The sequence below is a fragment of the Microbacterium sp. zg-YB36 genome, assembly GCF_024623575.2.
GTDB lineage: Bacteria > Actinomycetota > Actinomycetes > Actinomycetales > Microbacteriaceae > Microbacterium.
This window is the reverse complement of sequence record NZ_JANJFD020000009.1, coordinates 87319-103991: the sequence shown is the minus strand read 5'-3', so window position 1 is coordinate 103991 and position 16673 is coordinate 87319. Positions and strand designations below refer to the sequence as shown.

The following is a 16673-nucleotide window of genomic DNA, read 5'->3' as shown; positions in this document are numbered from 1 at the left end:
TGAGCCAAAACAACGCCGCACGCTCAGCCGGCGACCAGCCGGGGCGTGCCGCTCTCGTACTCGGTGAGATCGCCCGTCTCCCCCCGGCGCTGCGCCCGCCGGCCGAGGAGGAGCATGTAGGCCAGGAACGCGGCCAGCGCGGCGGCCCCGATGCCGATCTTCAGCGCCCACGGCCAGGGCTGCGCCGTGACGAACCCCTCGATCAGTCCCGACAGCGCCAGGGCGAACACCAGCCCGATCGCGACGGTGGCCAGCGACCGGCCGGCCGCGGCGAGGGCTTCGCCTCTCCCCCGGGCGCCGGGGGCGACCCACGCCCAGAAGATGTGCAGGCCCGCGGCTCCCGCGACGAAGATGCTCGTCAGCTCCAGCAGGCCGTGCGGGGCGATGTAGAGCAGGAACACGTCACCGCGGCCGTGCGCGAACAGCACCGCCGCGGCCGTCCCCACCCCGATCGCGTTCTGCATCAGCACCATCACCGGCCACAGCCCGGTGATGCCGAACATGACGCACTGCGCGGCGATCCAGGCGTTGTTGGTCCACACCGTGCCGGCGAACACCGCGGCGGGGTTCTCGCTGTAGTACTGGGTGAACTCGTTCTCGGCGTAGTGCTCCAGCTGCGCGGCGCTGCCCATCGCAGCCAGGGCCACCGGGTCGCCGGCGACCCAGGTCGCCACGAGGGCGGCGACCACGACGAACAGGGCGGCGATGACGAGGGTCGTGTAGCGCAGCCGGTACAGGGCCGCCGGCAGCTGCAGCACGAAGAAGCGCGGGATCTGCCGCAGCACGTTGTCCTGTGTGCCGGTCAGGCGCAGCCGGGCGCGGGAGAGCAGCGTCGACAGGTAGTCGCCCTCACGGGTGCGGCCGGCGGAGGTCTTCAGCTCCGCCAGGTCTGCGGATGCCGCGCGGTAGCGGGTGACCAGTTCGTCGGCTTGTCTGCCGTCGAGCCGGCGGCGACGGCCCAGCTCGTCCAACCGGGCCCATTCCTCCCGCCGGGCGGCGGTGAGGGCGTCGGCATCCATGTGATTCACTGTAGCCATGCCGACGCCCGGTCCCGCCGTGGAGATCCGCCAGGACGAGATCCTCACCGGTGAGGCCGTGGCCCTGGACGTACAGCCCATCGGCTACTTCCTGCGGGCGGTGGGCGTGCTCATCGACATGGTCGCCGGCGTCCTGCTGTTCGTGCTGCTGGCGCTCGTGGTCTCCTGGGCAACCCGGGAGAATGTCCTGGGTGGCGAGCTGACCGGGGTGTTCACGATCGTGGTGATGGTGATGGTGATGGTCGTCATCCCCACCGTGGTGGAGACCGCCACGCGCGGCCGGAGCCTGGGCAAACTCGCCATCGGCGCCCGCATCGTGCGCGTCGACGGCGGGGCGTCGGGGTTCCGGCAGGCGCTCATCCGGGCGCTCGTGGGGGTGTTCGAGCTGTGGTTCACCGCCGGCGCGGTCGCCGGCATCGTCGGCGCGTTCACGCCCCGATCCGAGCGCCTGGGCGATCTGCTCGCCGGCACCTACAGCGAACGCACCCGCACCCCGAAGCTGCCCCCCGCACCCCCGGGGGTCCCGGCGGCGCTGACCGGCTGGGCCACGATCGCCGATGTCGGGCGGCTGCCCGACCGCCTCGCGCGGCGCATCGCGCAGTTCGTGCGCCAGGCCGGCGACCTCGACCCCGCCGCCCGGATCCGCACCGCGATGCGCCTGGCCGACGAGGCGCGCGAGTTCGTCTCCCCCGTGCCGCCGGTGGATCCGGAGACACTCCTGCTCGGCGTGGTCGCGGTGCGCCGTGAGCGGGAGCTGCGCGCCCTGCAGGGCGAGGACGAGCGCACCGCGGCGCTCACCGCCGGCGTCGGCGTGGCGCCGCGCGGGTTCCCGGAGCGCTAGGGAAGCTCAGTACCTGTACTGGTCCAGCTTGTAGGGGCCCTCGACGGGGACGCCGATGTAGGCCGCCTGTGCGGGAGTGAGCGTCGTCAGCTGCACGCCGAGCGCATCCAGGTGCAGCCGGGCGACCTTCTCATCGAGGTGCTTGGGCAGCGTGTACACCGCGGTCGGGTACTCATCCCGCTTGGTGAACAGCTCGATCTGCGCGAGCACCTGGTTGGTGAACGATGCGCTCATCACGAACGACGGGTGACCGGTGGCGTTGCCGAGGTTCAGCAGCCGGCCCTCGCTGAGCACGAGCACGCTGCGCCCGGTCGGCAGGCGCCACTCGTGCACCTGCGGCTTGATCTCCACCCGCTCGGCGCCCGGCAACGACTCCAGCCCCGCCATGTCGATCTCATTGTCGAAGTGTCCGACGTTGCCGACGATCGCGAGGTGCTTCAGCGCCAGCAGGTCGTCCACGGTGACGACGTCCTTGTTGCCGGTGCCCGTGATGAGGATGTCGACCTGGCCTGCGACATCGGCCAGCCGCGCGACCTGGTAGCCGTCCATCGCGGCCTGCAGCGCGCAGATGGGGTCCACTTCGCTCACGATGACGCGTGCACCCTGGCCGCGCAGCGCCTCGGCGGCGCCCTTGCCCACGTCGCCGTAGCCGCACACGAATGCGACCTTGCCGCCCATCAGCACGTCGGTGGCGCGGTTGATGCCGTCGGGGAGCGAATGACGGATGCCGTACTTGTTGTCGAACTTCGACTTCGTCACCGAGTCGTTGACGTTGATGGCGGGGAAGAGCAGGTCACCGGCTGCCGCGAGCTCGTACAGCCGGTGCACGCCGGTCGTGGTCTCCTCGGTGACCCCGATCAGCTCGGCGGCGATGCGGGTGAAGCGCTCGGGGTCGCGGGCGAGGCTGCGCCGCAGCAGATCCAGGACGACGCGGTACTCCGCGGGGTCGTCGGGCGCGGCATCCGGCACGCCGCCGGCCTTTTCGAACTCGACGCCCTTGTGGACGAGCATGGTCGCATCCCCGCCGTCGTCGAGGATGAGGTTCGGGCCGTCGAAGCCCTCGTCGCTCCAGTCGAAGATGCGGTCGGCCAGGTCCCAGTACTCCTGGAGCGTCTCGCCCTTCCACGCGAACACCGGCACGCCGCGCGGCTGATCGACGGTGCCGTCGGGCCCGACCACGACGGCCGCGGCGGCCTCGTCCTGAGTGGAGAAGATGTTGCAGCTGGCCCAGCGCACCTGCGCGCCGAGCGCCACGAGCGTCTCGATGAGCACCGCGGTCTGCACCGTCATGTGCAGCGACCCGGCGATGCGCGCACCGGCGAGCGGCTGCGAGGGGCCGAACTCCTCGCGCAGCGACATCAATCCCGGCATCTCGTTCTCGGCCAGACGCAGTTGATGGCGACCAGCCTCGGCGAGCGACAGATCGGCGACGGCGTGGGCGATGGCGGGAGTCTGGGTCGGCATCCCGACATTGTCGCACTGCTCAGTGGCAGCGGCGAGGTGTCAGACGCGCAGCGTCTCGTGGCGCACGACGACCCAGCCCTTGGGCACCGACAGCCGATCGGTGTGGATCGCACACAGGTCGTGGGCGTGCGGATCGTTGCCACCGCCCAGGGGTCCGAGGGCGGCCATCTGGTCCCCGTAGTCGAACGTGAGCGTCGTCACGGCCTCGCGGGCGCACCCGACCTTGGAACACAGTCTCTCGCGCATCGGCACCACGCTATCCGCGCCGAGGCCGTGCGGGCGGATGCCGCGCGGTGACCGCTCAGAAGAAGCGGAACCGCTCCGGGCCCAGATCCCAGGGATCCTTGTCGAGGTACTCTGCGGCGGCACGGAACACGCAGCTTTCGATGATCATCCGCCGGTGCAGCTCGTCTTCCCGGTGGGGGCGGCTGAGCCGCTCGATCGGCAGGCGGTACAGGATGATCCGCTTCTGGTCGGGCAGCACGGTCCACCGCGGGATGCCGTCGGCATCGGTGGCCTCGGGCATCTCGCCCACCTCGAAGCGCACGTCCCGCAGGTCCTCCCACGCGCTGCGCAGGAACTCCGCTGCGGTGCCCACGGCGAGGTCGAATCGCTCCGCCCGGGTGTCCAGCGGCGGCAGCGGCGGACGCACCACGGGGCTGCGGCCCTCGCGACCGTGCCGGCCGTGGCGCGACGGCCGGGGACGTGCGGCCGTGGCGCTGCGGGTACGACGCCGGATCATATGCCCATCCTAGGCCGCCCCGCCGCGCCCGGCCCGGTCAGGGGTGGACGACGAGAGGGGCGGCGGCGGCGTCGGCGGGCCACACCGCGTAGGACGCCAGCGCGCCGGGTCCGCTGTAGCCGACGGCGGCGTGCACCGGGCCGCTGGCTTCGAGCCGGTACAGTGCGTCGGCGGTGACCGAGACGCGGACGGTCCCCTGTGCCGGCACCGTGAGCTCCTCGGCGGTGCCGCCACCGGCATCCGGGGTCAGCGTCACGGTCACGTCCTCGTCCCCGGGGTTGGCGATGGCCAGCGTGGGCGACGGTCCTGCGGCGATCGCCACGAGCGATGCGGCGTCGATGCGCGGGGCGGCGGCATGCCAGGCGAAGTCGTCGCCCTGGGCGAAGCCGGTCGCCGTCCACAGGCCGGCCACGATCGCGGCGTCGGCTTGTACGTGCACGCTGTAGGTGCCGATCGGGAGCCGGCCCAGGTCCAGTTCCAGCGGAAGTCCGGCCTCCAGCGGCACCTCGCGGGTCTCGACCGCCTGAGAGCCGCTGCGCACGGTCACCGTCGCGGTGGTCGTGGTGCCGGGTGCCAGCAGCCGCACGATCGTGGCCGGATCGGACGCGCCCTCGACCCCTGGTGCGGCGGTGACCGCCACGCCGGGGAGGATCTGCTCGGTCTCGGGAGCGATGATCGCGCCCACCTGGTCGACGCCGCCGGGCGCGAGGGTGCGGGTGATGCTCGCCTGCAGGGCAGCCTGCACCGGCGCGCCGGACGAGGTGATGTGCAGGATCGGGCTCTGCTCGCCGCGCGCCAGGGCGGCCAGGGGTACGACGCGCTGGCTGCCCGGCGCGACCACGAGGGTTCCCGCCGGCGGGTTCAGCGCGCCCGTAGCGCCGTACACGGTGACCTGCACCTCCGCCGGCACGTCGCCGGGGTTGGCCAGCAGTAGCAGCCCGGAGGACCCCGTCGTGGTGGCCCCGCCGACGATCCAGGATTCAAGCAGCGGCGGCACGCACGACGCTGCAGCGAAGCCGGCGAGGTCATCGGCCGCGACGGCCGCCGAAGACGCGGCGGCGAGGTCGGTGCGGGCGTCGCGGGCGGGCGGCGCGATGAACGCCGCCGGTGCCAGGCCGTCCACCCCCGGCACCACGAGCGCGAGGTCGGATGCCGCCGCCTGACCGGTCCCGGTACCGGAGGTCACCGCGGCCTCGGCGGCGAGAGTGATCCCGGCGGCGACGCTCGCATCGCGGCCGATGGCCAGCAGCCCGCCGGGGCAGGAGGCGACGGATTCGGATGGCGCGGGGGTCGCGACGACCGAGACGGGTGCGTGGTGGTGGGTCGGCCACGTGAGGGCGACCGCGGTGACGGTGCCGGCTACCAGCGTGACGGCGGCGACGGTGCCGCCGACCAGTCGGGCACTGGTGGTGGCCCAGCGGGATCTCGTGGTCATCGTCCCTCCTCAGCGCGAAGACCCACGATGCGCGGTGCGCGCCGCGCGTCACGTCGGGTCTGTGCCGTCGGGATGGCCAGCAGCAGCGCAATGGTCAGCACCACGAGCTGGCCGATCGCGATGCCGCGGGCGGTCGCAGCGACGGCGGGCGTCTCGCCGGCGCGGGCGGAGATCTCGCCGGAGACGAGCCAGAGCGATCCGCGCGCGGTCTCCTCGCCCACCGATTCGAGCCGGTCGCGCTGGTCGAGGGCGATCGCCGCGGTGCGGCGCAAAGCCTGCGCGGCCTCGGTGGCGGGCTCCGGCGTGGGAGCGAGCAGCACGAATGCGATGCCGCGGTCCGCGAGCGGCCCGACCGGATCGTCGGCGGCATCCGTCACGAGGTCTGCCACCAGGTCGGCCGTCTCCCGGTCGGCCGGGGTGGCCTCCAGCCGCGTCGCCCTCGCAGTGCTCTGACCACCGAGCGTCTCACTGGCGCCCCACACGACCTCGGCGGCGATCGAGCCGTCGTCCAGCGGGGTGAGCACGATGGTGCCCAGCGCCACCGATCCGCGCCCCTCGGCGGCGACGTAGGCCGGCAACGTGCTGGTGGGGCCGTCGGTCAGTGCACTGGCCTGCCGCGACTGTGCCGTCAGCGCCGGCACGGCGCTCACCGCGAGCACGACCATCACGGCGGTCGCGGCCAGAGCCCGGGCGACGGGGACCGTCGGGACGACGTCGAGGGTGATCAGAGCCGCCCCGATCACCCCGATCCACGCGAGGCTCAGGCCGGCGCCGGGCCAGATCGGGACGGGGGTCGCGGCGGTGACGGCCACCGTGATGGCCACGGCGGCGAAGGCGGTGGCGAGGCCGAGGGCGGCGACCGACAGCAGCACCACACCGGCGGCCCAACGCACCGTCAGCGGGGCCAGGAGGGCCAGCAGGGCCGGCAGCGCCAACAGCAGCGGCACCCACCAGGTGGGAGCGCCGCCGAGCAGCTGCCCCCAGCCGCCCGGATCGGGAGTGGGGAAGCCGGCGGCCAGCAGCGCTCTGCCGGCGGCATCCGCCGTCGCCACCGGTCCGTCCCAGGTCACGCCGGGGTCCGCGAGCAGACCCCAGGGGTTGCCGGATGCCAGTTGCTGCCACACCAGCGGAGCGGCGATCGCTGCCGTGGGCACCACCAACCACGCGATGCGCCCGACGCTGCGGCTGCCGCCACGCACCCCGGCGATCACGAGAGCGACCAGCCACAGCGCCAGCAGCGCCGGCACGATCGACGGCGCGCACGCCGCGACAGCGGCCAGCACGAGGGATGCCACCCCGGCGGCGGCCCAGGAGCGGTGGGCGACGGAGCCGGCGAAGAACAGCCACGGCAGCAGCAGGTGCGCGATCATCGCGGCGGGCCGGGGCTGCACGAGCGCAGCGAGGAATGTCGGCGCCAGCGCCCACGCGACGGCGCCGGTGATGCGCAGCAGCGAACGGTCGGTCACGCGGGTGGCGGCGAACCAGCCGCCCAGCACTGCCATCGGCAGGGCCAGCACCCACAGCACGACCATCGCCTGCGACGGCGCGGCGGGCGAGAAGCTGCCGATGACGGCCACGATCGTGGCGAAGGGGTCCGCCGCGCCGACCGCATCGAGCCCCAGCTGCCGCTGTCCGTAGGAGGCATCCGCCCACAGCTGCGCCACCGTGTCGCGAAGGGGTGCCAGGGCGCCGCCGCCCAGGGCGGGCCAGGCCAGGAGTGCCGGGAATGCGACGACCGACACCACGAGGGCAGCCAGCACCGCCCAGGCACCGCCGCCGCTGAAGAAGCGCAGCTCGGAGCGGCGCACGTCCGCGAGCCGGTCGGACTCGTCGGTGAGGGCGAGGTTGGTGCGCAGATCCGCCCGGCCCACACGCAGCGGCGCGAGCGACTGCCAGGAGACGGTGCGGGTGCGGCGGATGCCGGCACGCGCCCGGGCGATGGCGCGGATGCGCACCATGGCGGTCGCGGCAGCGGCCCACTCCGGCCAGATCTGGCCCGGACGCTTCGCAACGAGGTGAACGATGGTGCGCCACAGCGCGATCGGCAGGATGGCGAGCCATTGCAGCGCAAGCATGGCCGCCGGGGCGTACACGAGCCGCCGATGCAGCTGCGCGGTGCGGGTGGCGAAGACGCGCCGCATCCGCCGCCGCGAGCCGTACGTGTCGGGCAGTCCCGCCACGCCATCGCCGGCGACGGCGACACGGGCGGCGGGGACGAGGGTGACCCTGGCGCCGGCCAGCCGCGCGCGCACGCCGAGGTCCAGGCCCTCGTCTGCGCCGGACAGTCCCCGGTCGAGCCCCCGCAGGTGGCGCCACACCTCGGCCCGCACCAGCACGCCGCGCACGTCCGCGGCCAGCACGTCCTGCCCGGCGTCGTGCTGGCCCTGGTCCAGTTCGCCGTCGGCGAGCCCCACGGTGCGCCCGAGGGTGGTCATCGACACCCCGAGCGAGACGATCTCGCCGCGATCATCCCAACGCACCAGCTTCGGGGCGGCGAAGGCGACCGAGGGTGCCAGCTCCAGTGCGCCGGCGAGCCGTGCCAGCGCGTCGGGTTCGGGGGCGGTGTCCTGTGCCAGCAGCCACACCACGTCGCCCTGCAGCCGGTGGGTCGCCAGCGCCGTGGCCTCGGCGTACCCCGTCGTCCGGGGTGCGGAGATCACGCCCTCGGCACGGGAGTCGGCGGCGAGCTGGCGGAGATTGTCGTCTTCCCCGCACAGCACGATCGTCAGGGCGTCGAGGGGGCGGGTCTGCGCTTCGAGTGCCGCAAGCGTGCGTCGCAGATGAAACGCGGCGGGCGTGCGGCCGTCGGGGCGCACGACGAGGATGGCGTGGACTCGGGCGGGCATGGCGGGGACAGCCTATGGGCGCGTCGGCGGCAACCCGCGCTCATGCGCGCGGGTCGGCCGAATCCGGTTCAGGACGCCTGACGCTTGAGCTTGCGGCGCTCGCGCTCGCTGAGCCCGCCCCAGATCCCGAAACGCTCATCGTTGTTGAGCGCATACTCGAGGCATTCGCTGCGCACGTCGCACGAGGTGCAGATGCGCTTGGCGTCGCGGGTCGAGCCGCCCTTCTCCGGGAAGAACGCTTCCGGATCGGTCTGCGAGCACAATGCGTCGGTCTGCCAAGCCAGTTGACCGTCGTCGTCCTCGACGTGACGACGCACACCGGGAACTCCGAGTTGAACCGGATCGACGAACCAGTTGTCGGGAACGCCCGAGCGATACTGCGATCCAGTCATCTCGTCTCCCGCCTTACTGAATGTCTGCACGGTGTGTGCGTATGCCTAATTACACCGGTGTGATTCCTCGCGGTCAAGTCGCAGATCGTAAACCCTCAACCGCGACTTCAACGTTCACCGCGTGTTTTGCGGCGTGTCGCGCGGTCGAAAGGGCGGCGTGGTGACGTCAGCGGCGCCCGGGCTGCGCGATGAACACTTCTCCGGAGCCGGTGAACGCCAGCTCCCGCTCCTCGGCGCCCGCGTACGCCGCGGCGCCCGGGCCCAGCGAGCCGACCGTGCCCGACTGCTCCCCCGCGACCTCGACGGCGCCGCGCACGGCGACCACGATCGCCGGTCCGGTGAGGCGGACTCGCGTCTCGCGGTCCACCAGCAGGCGGGTGAGGGCGAAGTCCGGGATGCCGACGTCGAACATGCCGTCACGCGGCACGACGATGGGTGCGGGCCCGGGCGTGGTGTCCACGATCCGCAGCAGTTCGGCGACATCGATGTGCTTCGGGGTGAGTCCGCCGCGGAGCACGTTGTCACTCGCCGCCATCAGCTCCAGGCCGAGGCCGTCCTGGTAGGCGTGCAGTGCTCCTGCCGGCGCGAACAGCCCCTCCCCCTGCCGCAGCTCGACGTGGTTCATCAGCAGCGCCACCACGACGCCCGGGTCCCCCGGGAAATCGTCGGCGATGCGGCGGAGCGTGGTCAGCTCGGCCGCGAACTCGGCATCCACCGCGCCGCGCACGGCGACGATGATGTCGTCGACGTCGGCCTGCGCGTCGCCGGAGAGCAGCCACGCCAGCGTCGCCCGCAGCACGGCGGCCTCGTCGGCGCCCTCGAGGCGTACCGTCAACGCGGCAGGGCCCGCGGACGGGCCGAGCGCGGCGACCAGCCGGCGCGTCTGCGCCAGCGGCCGCAGGCCCACCAGAGCGCGGAACGTGTCGCTGACGGCGACGATGATCTCGGGCTTGTGGTTGTCGTCGCGGTAGAGGCGCTCGGGGGCATCGCGCGGGATGCCTGCCGCCTCCTCCCGCGCGAAGCCCAGGACCGCTTCGGCTTTCGAGGGGTGGGCCTGGATCGACAGCGAGGACCCGGCGGCGAGGAGCTTGACCAGGTACGGCAGCGGCGCGGCATCCTGTTCCCGCAGCCACACATCGAGCGTGCGGCCGGAGCCGTCTTCGACGATGCTCGGGCACCCGGGGTGATCGCCGAACCAGATCTCCGCCTCGGGGTCACCTGACGGGATGCGTCCGGTGAGGTCAGCCAGCAGTGTGGACGAGCCCCACGCGTAATCGCGCGGGCTGTTGGAGAGCGGTACCAGCACGCTGCCAGCCTAGAGCGCGGCAGGGCGTGCATGCGAAGTCGGGCGGTAGCCTGATCTCACCATGGCCGTCCACACTAAGCACCCGGTTTCCGCGCCGCCGGCGGCCCCGGTGCGCGAGCGGACCGGGGTGCTGCTGTTGCGGGCGTGGTGCATCTTCGTGCTTTTCACCACGATGGCCGGCACCGCCTGGGTGCTCGCCGTGGGCGAGATCCCGACGACCGTGATCGCGATCGGTTCCGGCGTCGTCTCGGCGGTCCTGTGGATCGTGCTCAAGCCCCCGGTGCAGTGGCGGCGGCTGCCCTGGTTCGCGCTGGCGTACGTCGCGTTCGCGACGGCGTCGCTGCTGTGGACCGCGTGGCCGGCCACCACCGCGGTCACGCTGCTTCTGCTGCTCATCACGACCCTGCAGGGTTTCTTCGTGGCGGCCGTGCTCACGTGGCACGAACTGGTGCGCGCGATCGCGTCGGCGTGCAAGTGGGTCGTCGCGCTGTCGATCGCGTTCGAGGTGTGGGTGACCGTCGCCATCGGCGGACCGATCCTGCCCCGCTTCGTGGTGCCGGCCGAGAAGGCGCCGGACCCGATCGTGTACTGGTCGCGCAACAACCTCCTCGACGACGGACGCATCCAGGGCATCTTCGGCAACGCGAACCTGCTGGCGTATGCCGCGCTGCTGGCGCTCATCGTCTTCGCGATCCGGTTCGCCGCGCGCGCACCGCACCGCCCGCTCCTGGTGGCCTGGATGGTCGCGGCGCTGTTCCTGTTCGTCCGCGCCGGGTCGGCGACGGCGTTCCTCGCCGCCGGCATGGTCGTCGTCGTGCTCGTCACGATCCTGCTGATGCGCACCGCACGACGCCCCGGTGAACGCACCCGCTACTACATCGGGTACGCCGTCGTGGCCGTCGGCGGTCTGACGGCGGCGTGGCTGCTGCGGGACCGGATCTTCGGGATGCTCGGGCGCTCGGCGGATCTGACCGGGCGGGAGCGGATCTGGGGCACCGTGATCGAGAAGGCCAGCGAGCGCCCGGTGGCCGGGTGGGGCTTCGCGAGCCCCTGGATGCCGTGGGATCCGGCGTTCGACCGCTGGATCGTAGACCACGGCCAGACCGTCATGCAGGCGCACAACATGTGGATCGACGTCTTCCTGCAGCTGGGGATCATCGGCGTGGTACTGATGGCGATGACCTATCTCGCGTTCGTCTGGCGGTCATGGTTCTTCGCCGTCGACCGGCCGCGGTGGGACCTGCGCGCCGATCGTCCCTATTCGCCGCTGACACTGCTGCCGGCACTGACCGGGGCGATACTGCTCGTGCAGGGGCTGGCCGAATCGGGCCCGCTGCTGCTGTGGGGGTGGCTTGCGGTGGTGATGTTCGCCTTCAAGATCAAGCAGGCACCGCTGGTGGGCGTCGGTCCCGCCGAGCAGACGCTGGCGCTGGAGCGCGGCGAGCGCCCCGAGCGGGCGGCATGACCGCGCCGCACGAGGCCCGCGACCGGGGGTTCACCGCGATCCTGTCGTCGGCGGCCATGGCCAGCGCCTTCACCTACGCGGCGCTGGGCGCGGTGTTCGCCGGGTTCGCGATCGAGCGGCTGACCAGCCGCACGACATACGTCACCGTCGTCCTGGGGCTGTGCGTCGTGGGGGCGGCCATGCTCACCGCGCGTCGACGGGAGATCTCGGCGCTGCGGCTGGTCCCCTCGACGCTCGTCGTCTTCCTGCTGTGGCTGCTGGTGAGCGTCACGTGGAGCCAGGATGCCACCGCCACCCTGGCCGGCTGGGCGGGGATGGTGGGGCTGGCGTTCCTCGCCGTCGTGATCGGGCATGTCCGCGACACGCTGCAGACCGCGCGCGCCCTCGGCGACGTCATGCGCGTGCTGCTCACGGTGTCGCTCGCGGTCGAGGTTCTCTCCGGCATCCTGCTCGACATGCCGCTGCGCTTCCTGGGCGTGCAGGGCAACATCGCCCTGCTCGGTCCCATCCAGGGCATCTTCGGCACCCGCAACGCGCTCGGGTTCATCGCGGTGCTCGCCCTCATCACATTCCTCATCGAGTACCGCACGATGTCGGTGCGGCCCGGCGTGTCGCTGTATTCGGCGGTGCTCGCCGGCACCCTGGCCGCACTGTCGGACTCCCCCACCGTGCTCGTGCTGGCCGTCGCCGTGGCCGCCGCCACCGCCGCACTGGCCCTGGTGCGCCGCACCTCGCCGGTGCGACGCCGCACACTGCAGTGGATCCTCGGCGGCGGGCTGGTGCTGGGCATCGGGATCGCCTACACCGCACGGCATACGATCATCGGCTGGATCGGTGCGGCACGGGACTTCTCCACCCGCGCGGACCTGTGGGCGCAGATCGTGGTGTTCGTGCGCGCCCGTCCGATCCAGGGGTGGGGGTGGAGCGGCAGCTGGAGCGAGGAGTTCCCGTTCGGCACCCTCAACTACATCCTGCGGGAGACCCACCGCTCGGCGCTGAACGCCTACTTCGACGTGCTGCTTCAGGTGGGATGGGTCGGGCTGATCCTCTTCGCGATCTTCGTGGGGCTGGCCTTCGTGCGCTCCTGGCTGGTCGCGAGCGAACGCCGCTCCATCGTCTACGCCTGGACGCCGCTGATCCTCGTCGCGCTGCTGGTCGATTCGGTCTTCGAGAGCTTCACCCTCGCCGGATACGGGTGGCTCATGCTCGTGCTGTGCGCACTGCGCGCCGGACAATCCCGGTCATGGCGCGAGCGCATCGACGAGGCCACACAGGGCACCGATCTGCCGCCCGTCGGCGACCTGCCGTGGGGATCGGACAGGCGGCCGGGGTAAGATCGACGGGCTATGCCGCTTCCCGCTGACTCCCCCGCCACCGCGCCCTTCAACCCCGCATCGGCGACGATCGCCGTGGTCACCTTCAACCGCTCCGCGCTGCTGACCCGGCTGCTGGAGAGCATTGTGGCGATGGACCCGAAACCAGGGCATGTCGTGATCGTCGACAACGCGTCGACCGACGACACCACCGAGGTCGTGGAGTCCTTCCGCGACCGCATCGGCACCGAGATCGTCTACCGCCGCCTGGAGACCAACACCGGAGGCTCCGGCGGCTTCAGCGAGGGAATGCGCATCGCCTACGAGCTCGGGTCCGCCTGGATCTGGCTCATGGACGACGATGTCGAGGTCCTCCCGGACGGCCTTGCCCGGATGGGTGCGTGGGCACCGCGCTTCAAGTCGATCCAGGGCCGCCGCTACGACTACGACGGCAGCGAGTTCTACTGGCAGTACCGCATCGCCGAGCCGCTCGCGATCCCGATCCCGTTCGCGCCCGCCGGCTTCGACGAATCCGGTTACAAGGAGATGAACTCCGGCTGCTTCGAGGGGATGTTCATCCACCGCGACATCGTCGCGCAGATCGGACTGCCCGACCCCCGGTTCTTCATCTACTGGGACGACCAGATGTACGGCTGGCTCGCCTCGCGTCACACCACCTCGGTCATCGTCGACGAGTTCGTGCTCCGCCGCACCCGCGAGATCAAGCAGTGGGACATGGGCATTCGCCACATGAACGCTTCCAGCAACGCCTACCGGTACTACATCATGCGCAACCGCGGGTACATCAAGCGGTATTACCGCGCGCTCGGGGTGTACAAACCGGTGCTGTTCGGTGCCGGCACGGCGCTCACCTTCGTCAAGGAGGTCATCCGGCTGCTGCTCGTGGAGCGCACCGTCCGCGGCACCTCCCACCTGTTCCGCGGCATCCGCGATGGGCACAAGATCGCCCGGGACGCGTCGTGGAAGCCGATGCCGCCGCTGGTGGCCACCGCGGATCAGCCCGCGTTGTAGTGGTCCAGACCCTGCGGGGCGCCGCCACCCGTAGGATCGTCCCGTCACACTGATGCCTGACGGAATGCCTGGCTCTCCCGAGCGAGGTGTTCGCGAGTGCGAGAGGAGCGCATGGTCCAGCACGTTCTGATCACAGGCGGTGCGGGCTTCATCGGCTCGCATCTCGCCCGCCGATTCCGCGCGGGGGGCGACACGGTCACCGTTCTGGATGCCCTGATCCCGCAGGTGCACGGCGATGATCCTGCCACGACCTCGCCGCTGCTGCGCGCTTTGGACGGCGTGGCCGAAGTGATCCCAGGCACCGTGACGTCGACCGACGACCTCCGCCGGGCGCTCGAGGGCGCGTCGGTCGTCGTGCACCTCGCGGCCGAGACCGGGACCGGTCAGTCCATGTACGAGATCGATCGCTACACGCAGACCAACATCGGCGGCACGGCGAAGCTGCTCGACCTCCTGGCCAACAGCACACACGACGTGCGGCGGGTTGTCGTCGCATCTTCCCGCGCCATCTATGGCGAAGGTGCGTACCGCACCGAGGACGGTCGGGTCGTGTACCCACCGCACCGGAACGAGGCGGATCTGGCGGCCGGCCACTTCGACGTCCGGATGCCCGATGAGGGTCCACTCGAGACGATCGCGACGGATGAGGATGCCAAGCTCCACCCGTCCAGCGTGTACGGCATCACCAAGCAGATGCAGGAATCCCTCGTGATGACCGTGTGTCCCACCGTGGGGATCGAGCCGGTGTCGCTGCGCTATCAGAATGTGTACGGGCCGGGACAATCGCTGAGGAACCCGTACACCGGCATCCTCTCGATCTTCTCCACCCTGATTCGTCAGGGGACGGAGGTGAACATCTTTGAGGATGGGCTCGAGTCGCGCGACTTCGTGTACATAGACGACGTCGTCGAAGCCACGTTCCTCGCGGCTACGCGTCCCGAGGCGGCGGGCGGTGTGTTCAACGTCGGGTCCGGGACCGCCACCACCGTACTGGAAGTCGTCGACGCCCTCTTCACCGCCTACGGGACGACAGTGCCTACGCGGATATCCGGCCGCTATCGGCTGGGTGACATCCGACACAACGTCGCCGACACCCGGCGCCTACGCGAGACCCTCGGCTTCGCCGCGTCGGTACCCTTCCTCGACGGCGTGCGCGCGTTTGCCGACTGGGCGATGAGGGAACCCGTAGAGAGCGCGGCTTATCAGCAATCCCTTGATGAGATGGTCACGCGGAAGCTGCTGAGGTAATCCGAGCCGGCGGCGATCAGCCGGCGTTGTAGTCCGCGTTATACCGGTCCAGGACCTCACCCAGGGGCGCGTCCAGCACGAGCGACCCCTTGTCGAGGTACAACCCTCGTGTGCAGAACCGGCGGAGGTCCCGCTCGTTGTGGCTGACGAAGAACATCGTGCGCCCCTCGGAGAGCAGTTCGTCGATGCGGCGGTAACACTTCTCGCGGAAGGCCTTGTCGCCGACGGCGAGCACCTCGTCCACCAGCAGGATGGGTTCCTCCAGTTGCGAGACCACCGCGAAGGCCAGACGCACCTTCATGCCGCTGGACAGATGCTTGTAGGGGGTGTCGATCGAGTCTCGTAGTTCGGCGAAGTCGATGATGCTGTCGAACCGGCGGGCGACCTCGGCCCGCGGCATCCCGTGCAGCCCCGCCGTGAGCCGCACGTTCTCCCGCACCGTGAGGTCGCCGACGAACCCGCCGGTGATCTCGATGAGAGGGGCGACGCCGCCGTTCACCCGCACCTGGCCCTCATCGGGCAGCAGGACGCCAGCGACGAGTTTGAGCAGCGTGGACTTTCCCTGACCGTTGCGTCCCACCACGCCGATCGCCTCGCCGGGGCGCACCGTGAACGACACGGCGCGCAGCGCCCAGAACTCATCGGGACGCGTGCGCCGTGCAGCTCCCCCGAAAAGGTCCTTGATGCTGCGACGGCCCCGGCGACCCCGCCGGAATCGGACGCCGAGGTCGGTCGCCTCGATCGCGAACTCCGATGCCATCACAACTCCTTCAGCACGGCGTTCTCGAGCCGGCGGAACACCACGAGCCCGAGAAGCAGGAACACCACGCTCATCACGGCCGCCATCACCACCGACAGCGTGTCCCACTGATCGGGGAAGAATCCGACGCGGTACAGGGTGAAGATCCCAGCCAGCGGGTTGAAAGCGGCGAGCTCGCGAAACGCGCCGGGCAGATCCGCCACTCCGTAGATCACCGGTGACGCGTAGAACAGCGCCCGCAGGATGAGCCGCGTCGTCCGCTCCAGGTCCGTCCACAGCACGCACAGCGGCGCGACCAGCAGGCCCAGGCCCACCAGCAGCATCGTCTGCAGCAGGACAGCCAGCGGGAACCAGAGGATCCCCCAGCCGACCTGGGCTCCGGAGAAGACCGCGAACACCGCCAGGACGGGCAGTGAGCAGAGGAACTCGACCCCCTTGCTCAGCACGATGCGGTTGACCCAGATCGAGCGCGGGATGGCGGTGGACCGCACGAGGCGCGCATCCTTGTTGAAGGCGCGGGTGAAATCCGACACCGCCGAGTTGAACCACACCCAGGGCAACAGCGCGGTGATGAGGAAGACGATGTAGGGTTCGGCACCCACGCCACGCCCGAACACCTGAGTGAAGACGAACCAGTAGATCGCGGCCATCACGAGCGGGTCCAGCACCGACCAGAGGTACCCCAGCGCACTGGTCGCGTAGCGCACCTTCAGGTCCCGCGCCGACAGCAGCCAGAGCGAATGCACGTAGCGCCGTGGGGACCCGGGCGCGCCCACTGTGGCAGATGTCACA

The 16673-nt window shown here is 71.0% G+C and carries 15 protein-coding genes; 5 read left to right on the top strand and 10 right to left on the bottom strand.

Annotation, left to right across the window (positions count from 1 at the left end):
* Positions 1-23: 23 nt before the first annotated feature.
* Positions 24-1019: a stage II sporulation protein M gene (locus NQ151_RS13520; RefSeq protein ID WP_257528406.1), complete on the bottom strand. Its 996-nt coding sequence runs from the start codon at positions 1017-1019 to the stop codon at positions 24-26.
* A 16-nt stretch (positions 1020-1035) separates the two neighbouring features.
* On the opposite strand from NQ151_RS13520, the gene NQ151_RS13515 reads away from it, so the two are divergent.
* Positions 1036-1878 carry an RDD family protein gene (locus tag NQ151_RS13515; protein WP_257528405.1) on the top strand — a complete coding sequence of 281 codons (843 nt, stop codon included), beginning with the start codon at positions 1036-1038 and terminating at the stop codon, positions 1876-1878.
* A 6-nt stretch (positions 1879-1884) separates the two neighbouring features.
* Here NQ151_RS13515 and ahcY read toward each other — a convergent pair whose 3' ends face one another.
* From ahcY to manA, 7 genes are all read right to left on the bottom strand, one after another.
* Entirely contained in the window at positions 1885-3342 is a 1458-nt protein-coding gene (gene ahcY / locus NQ151_RS13510) for an adenosylhomocysteinase (protein ID WP_257509395.1), read from the bottom strand.
* A 39-nt stretch (positions 3343-3381) separates the two neighbouring features.
* Positions 3382-3588 carry a DUF3499 family protein gene (locus tag NQ151_RS13505; protein ID WP_257509394.1) on the bottom strand — a complete coding sequence of 69 codons (207 nt, stop codon included), beginning with the start codon at positions 3586-3588 and terminating at the stop codon, positions 3382-3384.
* A gap of 55 nt (positions 3589-3643) precedes the next feature.
* Positions 3644-4084 carry a metallopeptidase family protein gene (locus NQ151_RS13500; protein WP_257528404.1) on the bottom strand — a complete coding sequence of 147 codons (441 nt, stop codon included), beginning with the start codon at positions 4082-4084 and terminating at the stop codon, positions 3644-3646.
* A 37-nt stretch (positions 4085-4121) separates the two neighbouring features.
* Positions 4122-5519 carry a DUF5719 family protein gene (locus NQ151_RS13495; RefSeq protein ID WP_257528403.1) on the bottom strand — a complete coding sequence of 466 codons (1398 nt, stop codon included), beginning with the start codon at positions 5517-5519 and terminating at the stop codon, positions 4122-4124.
* Entirely contained in the window at positions 5516-8365 is a 2850-nt protein-coding gene (locus NQ151_RS13490) for a glycosyltransferase (protein WP_257528402.1), read from the bottom strand. Before NQ151_RS13490 ends, NQ151_RS13495 begins: the two co-directional genes overlap by 4 nt.
* Before the next feature lie 68 nt (positions 8366-8433).
* The gene (locus NQ151_RS13485) at positions 8434-8757 is read right to left on the bottom strand and encodes a WhiB family transcriptional regulator (protein WP_257509533.1); all 324 of its coding nucleotides are present in this window, start codon (positions 8755-8757) and stop codon (positions 8434-8436) included.
* A 166-nt stretch (positions 8758-8923) separates the two neighbouring features.
* Positions 8924-10063: a mannose-6-phosphate isomerase, class I gene (manA, locus tag NQ151_RS13480; protein ID WP_257509390.1), complete on the bottom strand. Its 1140-nt coding sequence runs from the start codon at positions 10061-10063 to the stop codon at positions 8924-8926.
* A 61-nt stretch (positions 10064-10124) separates the two neighbouring features.
* Here manA and NQ151_RS13475 point away from each other — a divergent pair, with 61 nt between their 5' ends.
* The 4 genes from NQ151_RS13475 to NQ151_RS13460 all read left to right on the top strand — a co-directional run bounded on the left by NQ151_RS13475 (position 10125) and on the right by NQ151_RS13460 (position 15121).
* Positions 10125-11528, top strand: coding sequence for an O-antigen ligase family protein (locus NQ151_RS13475; protein WP_257528401.1), 1404 nt, complete (start codon positions 10125-10127; stop codon positions 11526-11528).
* A complete protein-coding gene (locus NQ151_RS13470) occupies positions 11525-12862 on the top strand; it encodes an O-antigen ligase family protein (protein WP_257528400.1) in 1338 nt (445 codons plus the stop codon). Before NQ151_RS13475 ends, NQ151_RS13470 begins: the two co-directional genes overlap by 4 nt.
* A gap of 12 nt (positions 12863-12874) precedes the next feature.
* Positions 12875-13873 (top strand): glycosyltransferase family 2 protein, encoded by a 999-nt coding sequence (locus NQ151_RS13465; protein ID WP_257509387.1) that lies wholly within the window; start codon positions 12875-12877, stop codon positions 13871-13873.
* A 111-nt stretch (positions 13874-13984) separates the two neighbouring features.
* On the top strand, positions 13985-15121 hold the full coding sequence (locus NQ151_RS13460) for an NAD-dependent epimerase/dehydratase family protein (RefSeq protein ID WP_257528399.1): 1137 nt from the start codon (positions 13985-13987) through the stop codon (positions 15119-15121).
* 16 nt (positions 15122-15137) lie between these two features.
* On the opposite strand, the gene NQ151_RS13455 is transcribed toward NQ151_RS13460, so the two are convergent.
* Together NQ151_RS13455 and NQ151_RS13450 are read right to left on the bottom strand one after the other, a co-directional pair.
* Positions 15138-15881: an ABC transporter ATP-binding protein gene (locus NQ151_RS13455; RefSeq protein ID WP_257509385.1), complete on the bottom strand. Its 744-nt coding sequence runs from the start codon at positions 15879-15881 to the stop codon at positions 15138-15140.
* Positions 15881-16672 carry an ABC transporter permease gene (locus NQ151_RS13450; protein WP_257509384.1) on the bottom strand — a complete coding sequence of 264 codons (792 nt, stop codon included), beginning with the start codon at positions 16670-16672 and terminating at the stop codon, positions 15881-15883. Before NQ151_RS13450 ends, NQ151_RS13455 begins: the two co-directional genes overlap by 1 nt.
* Between the last annotated feature and the right edge of the window lies 1 nt (position 16673).

Excerpts from the sequence above, each read along its gene's own strand:
- NQ151_RS13520 (WP_257528406.1), bottom strand. The coding sequence starts at position 1,019 with ATGGATGCCGACGCCCTCACCGCCGCCCGGCGGGAGGAATGGGCCCGG.
- NQ151_RS13515 (WP_257528405.1), top strand. The coding sequence starts at position 1,036 with ATGCCGACGCCCGGTCCCGCCGTGGAGATCCGCCAGGACGAGATCCTC.
- ahcY (WP_257509395.1), bottom strand. The coding sequence starts at position 3,342 with ATGCCGACCCAGACTCCCGCCATCGCCCACGCCGTCGCCGATCTGTCG.
- NQ151_RS13505 (WP_257509394.1), bottom strand. The coding sequence starts at position 3,588 with ATGCGCGAGAGACTGTGTTCCAAGGTCGGGTGCGCCCGCGAGGCCGTG.
- NQ151_RS13500 (WP_257528404.1), bottom strand. The coding sequence starts at position 4,084 with ATGATCCGGCGTCGTACCCGCAGCGCCACGGCCGCACGTCCCCGGCCG.
- NQ151_RS13495 (WP_257528403.1), bottom strand. The coding sequence starts at position 5,519 with ATGACCACGAGATCCCGCTGGGCCACCACCAGTGCCCGACTGGTCGGC.
- NQ151_RS13490 (WP_257528402.1), bottom strand. The coding sequence starts at position 8,365 with ATGCCCGCCCGAGTCCACGCCATCCTCGTCGTGCGCCCCGACGGCCGC.
- NQ151_RS13485 (WP_257509533.1), bottom strand. The coding sequence starts at position 8,757 with ATGACTGGATCGCAGTATCGCTCGGGCGTTCCCGACAACTGGTTCGTC.
- NQ151_RS13475 (WP_257528401.1), top strand. The coding sequence starts at position 10,125 with ATGGCCGTCCACACTAAGCACCCGGTTTCCGCGCCGCCGGCGGCCCCG.
- NQ151_RS13470 (WP_257528400.1), top strand. The coding sequence starts at position 11,525 with ATGACCGCGCCGCACGAGGCCCGCGACCGGGGGTTCACCGCGATCCTG.
- NQ151_RS13465 (WP_257509387.1), top strand. The coding sequence starts at position 12,875 with ATGCCGCTTCCCGCTGACTCCCCCGCCACCGCGCCCTTCAACCCCGCA.
- NQ151_RS13460 (WP_257528399.1), top strand. The coding sequence starts at position 13,985 with ATGGTCCAGCACGTTCTGATCACAGGCGGTGCGGGCTTCATCGGCTCG.
- NQ151_RS13455 (WP_257509385.1), bottom strand. The coding sequence starts at position 15,881 with ATGGCATCGGAGTTCGCGATCGAGGCGACCGACCTCGGCGTCCGATTC.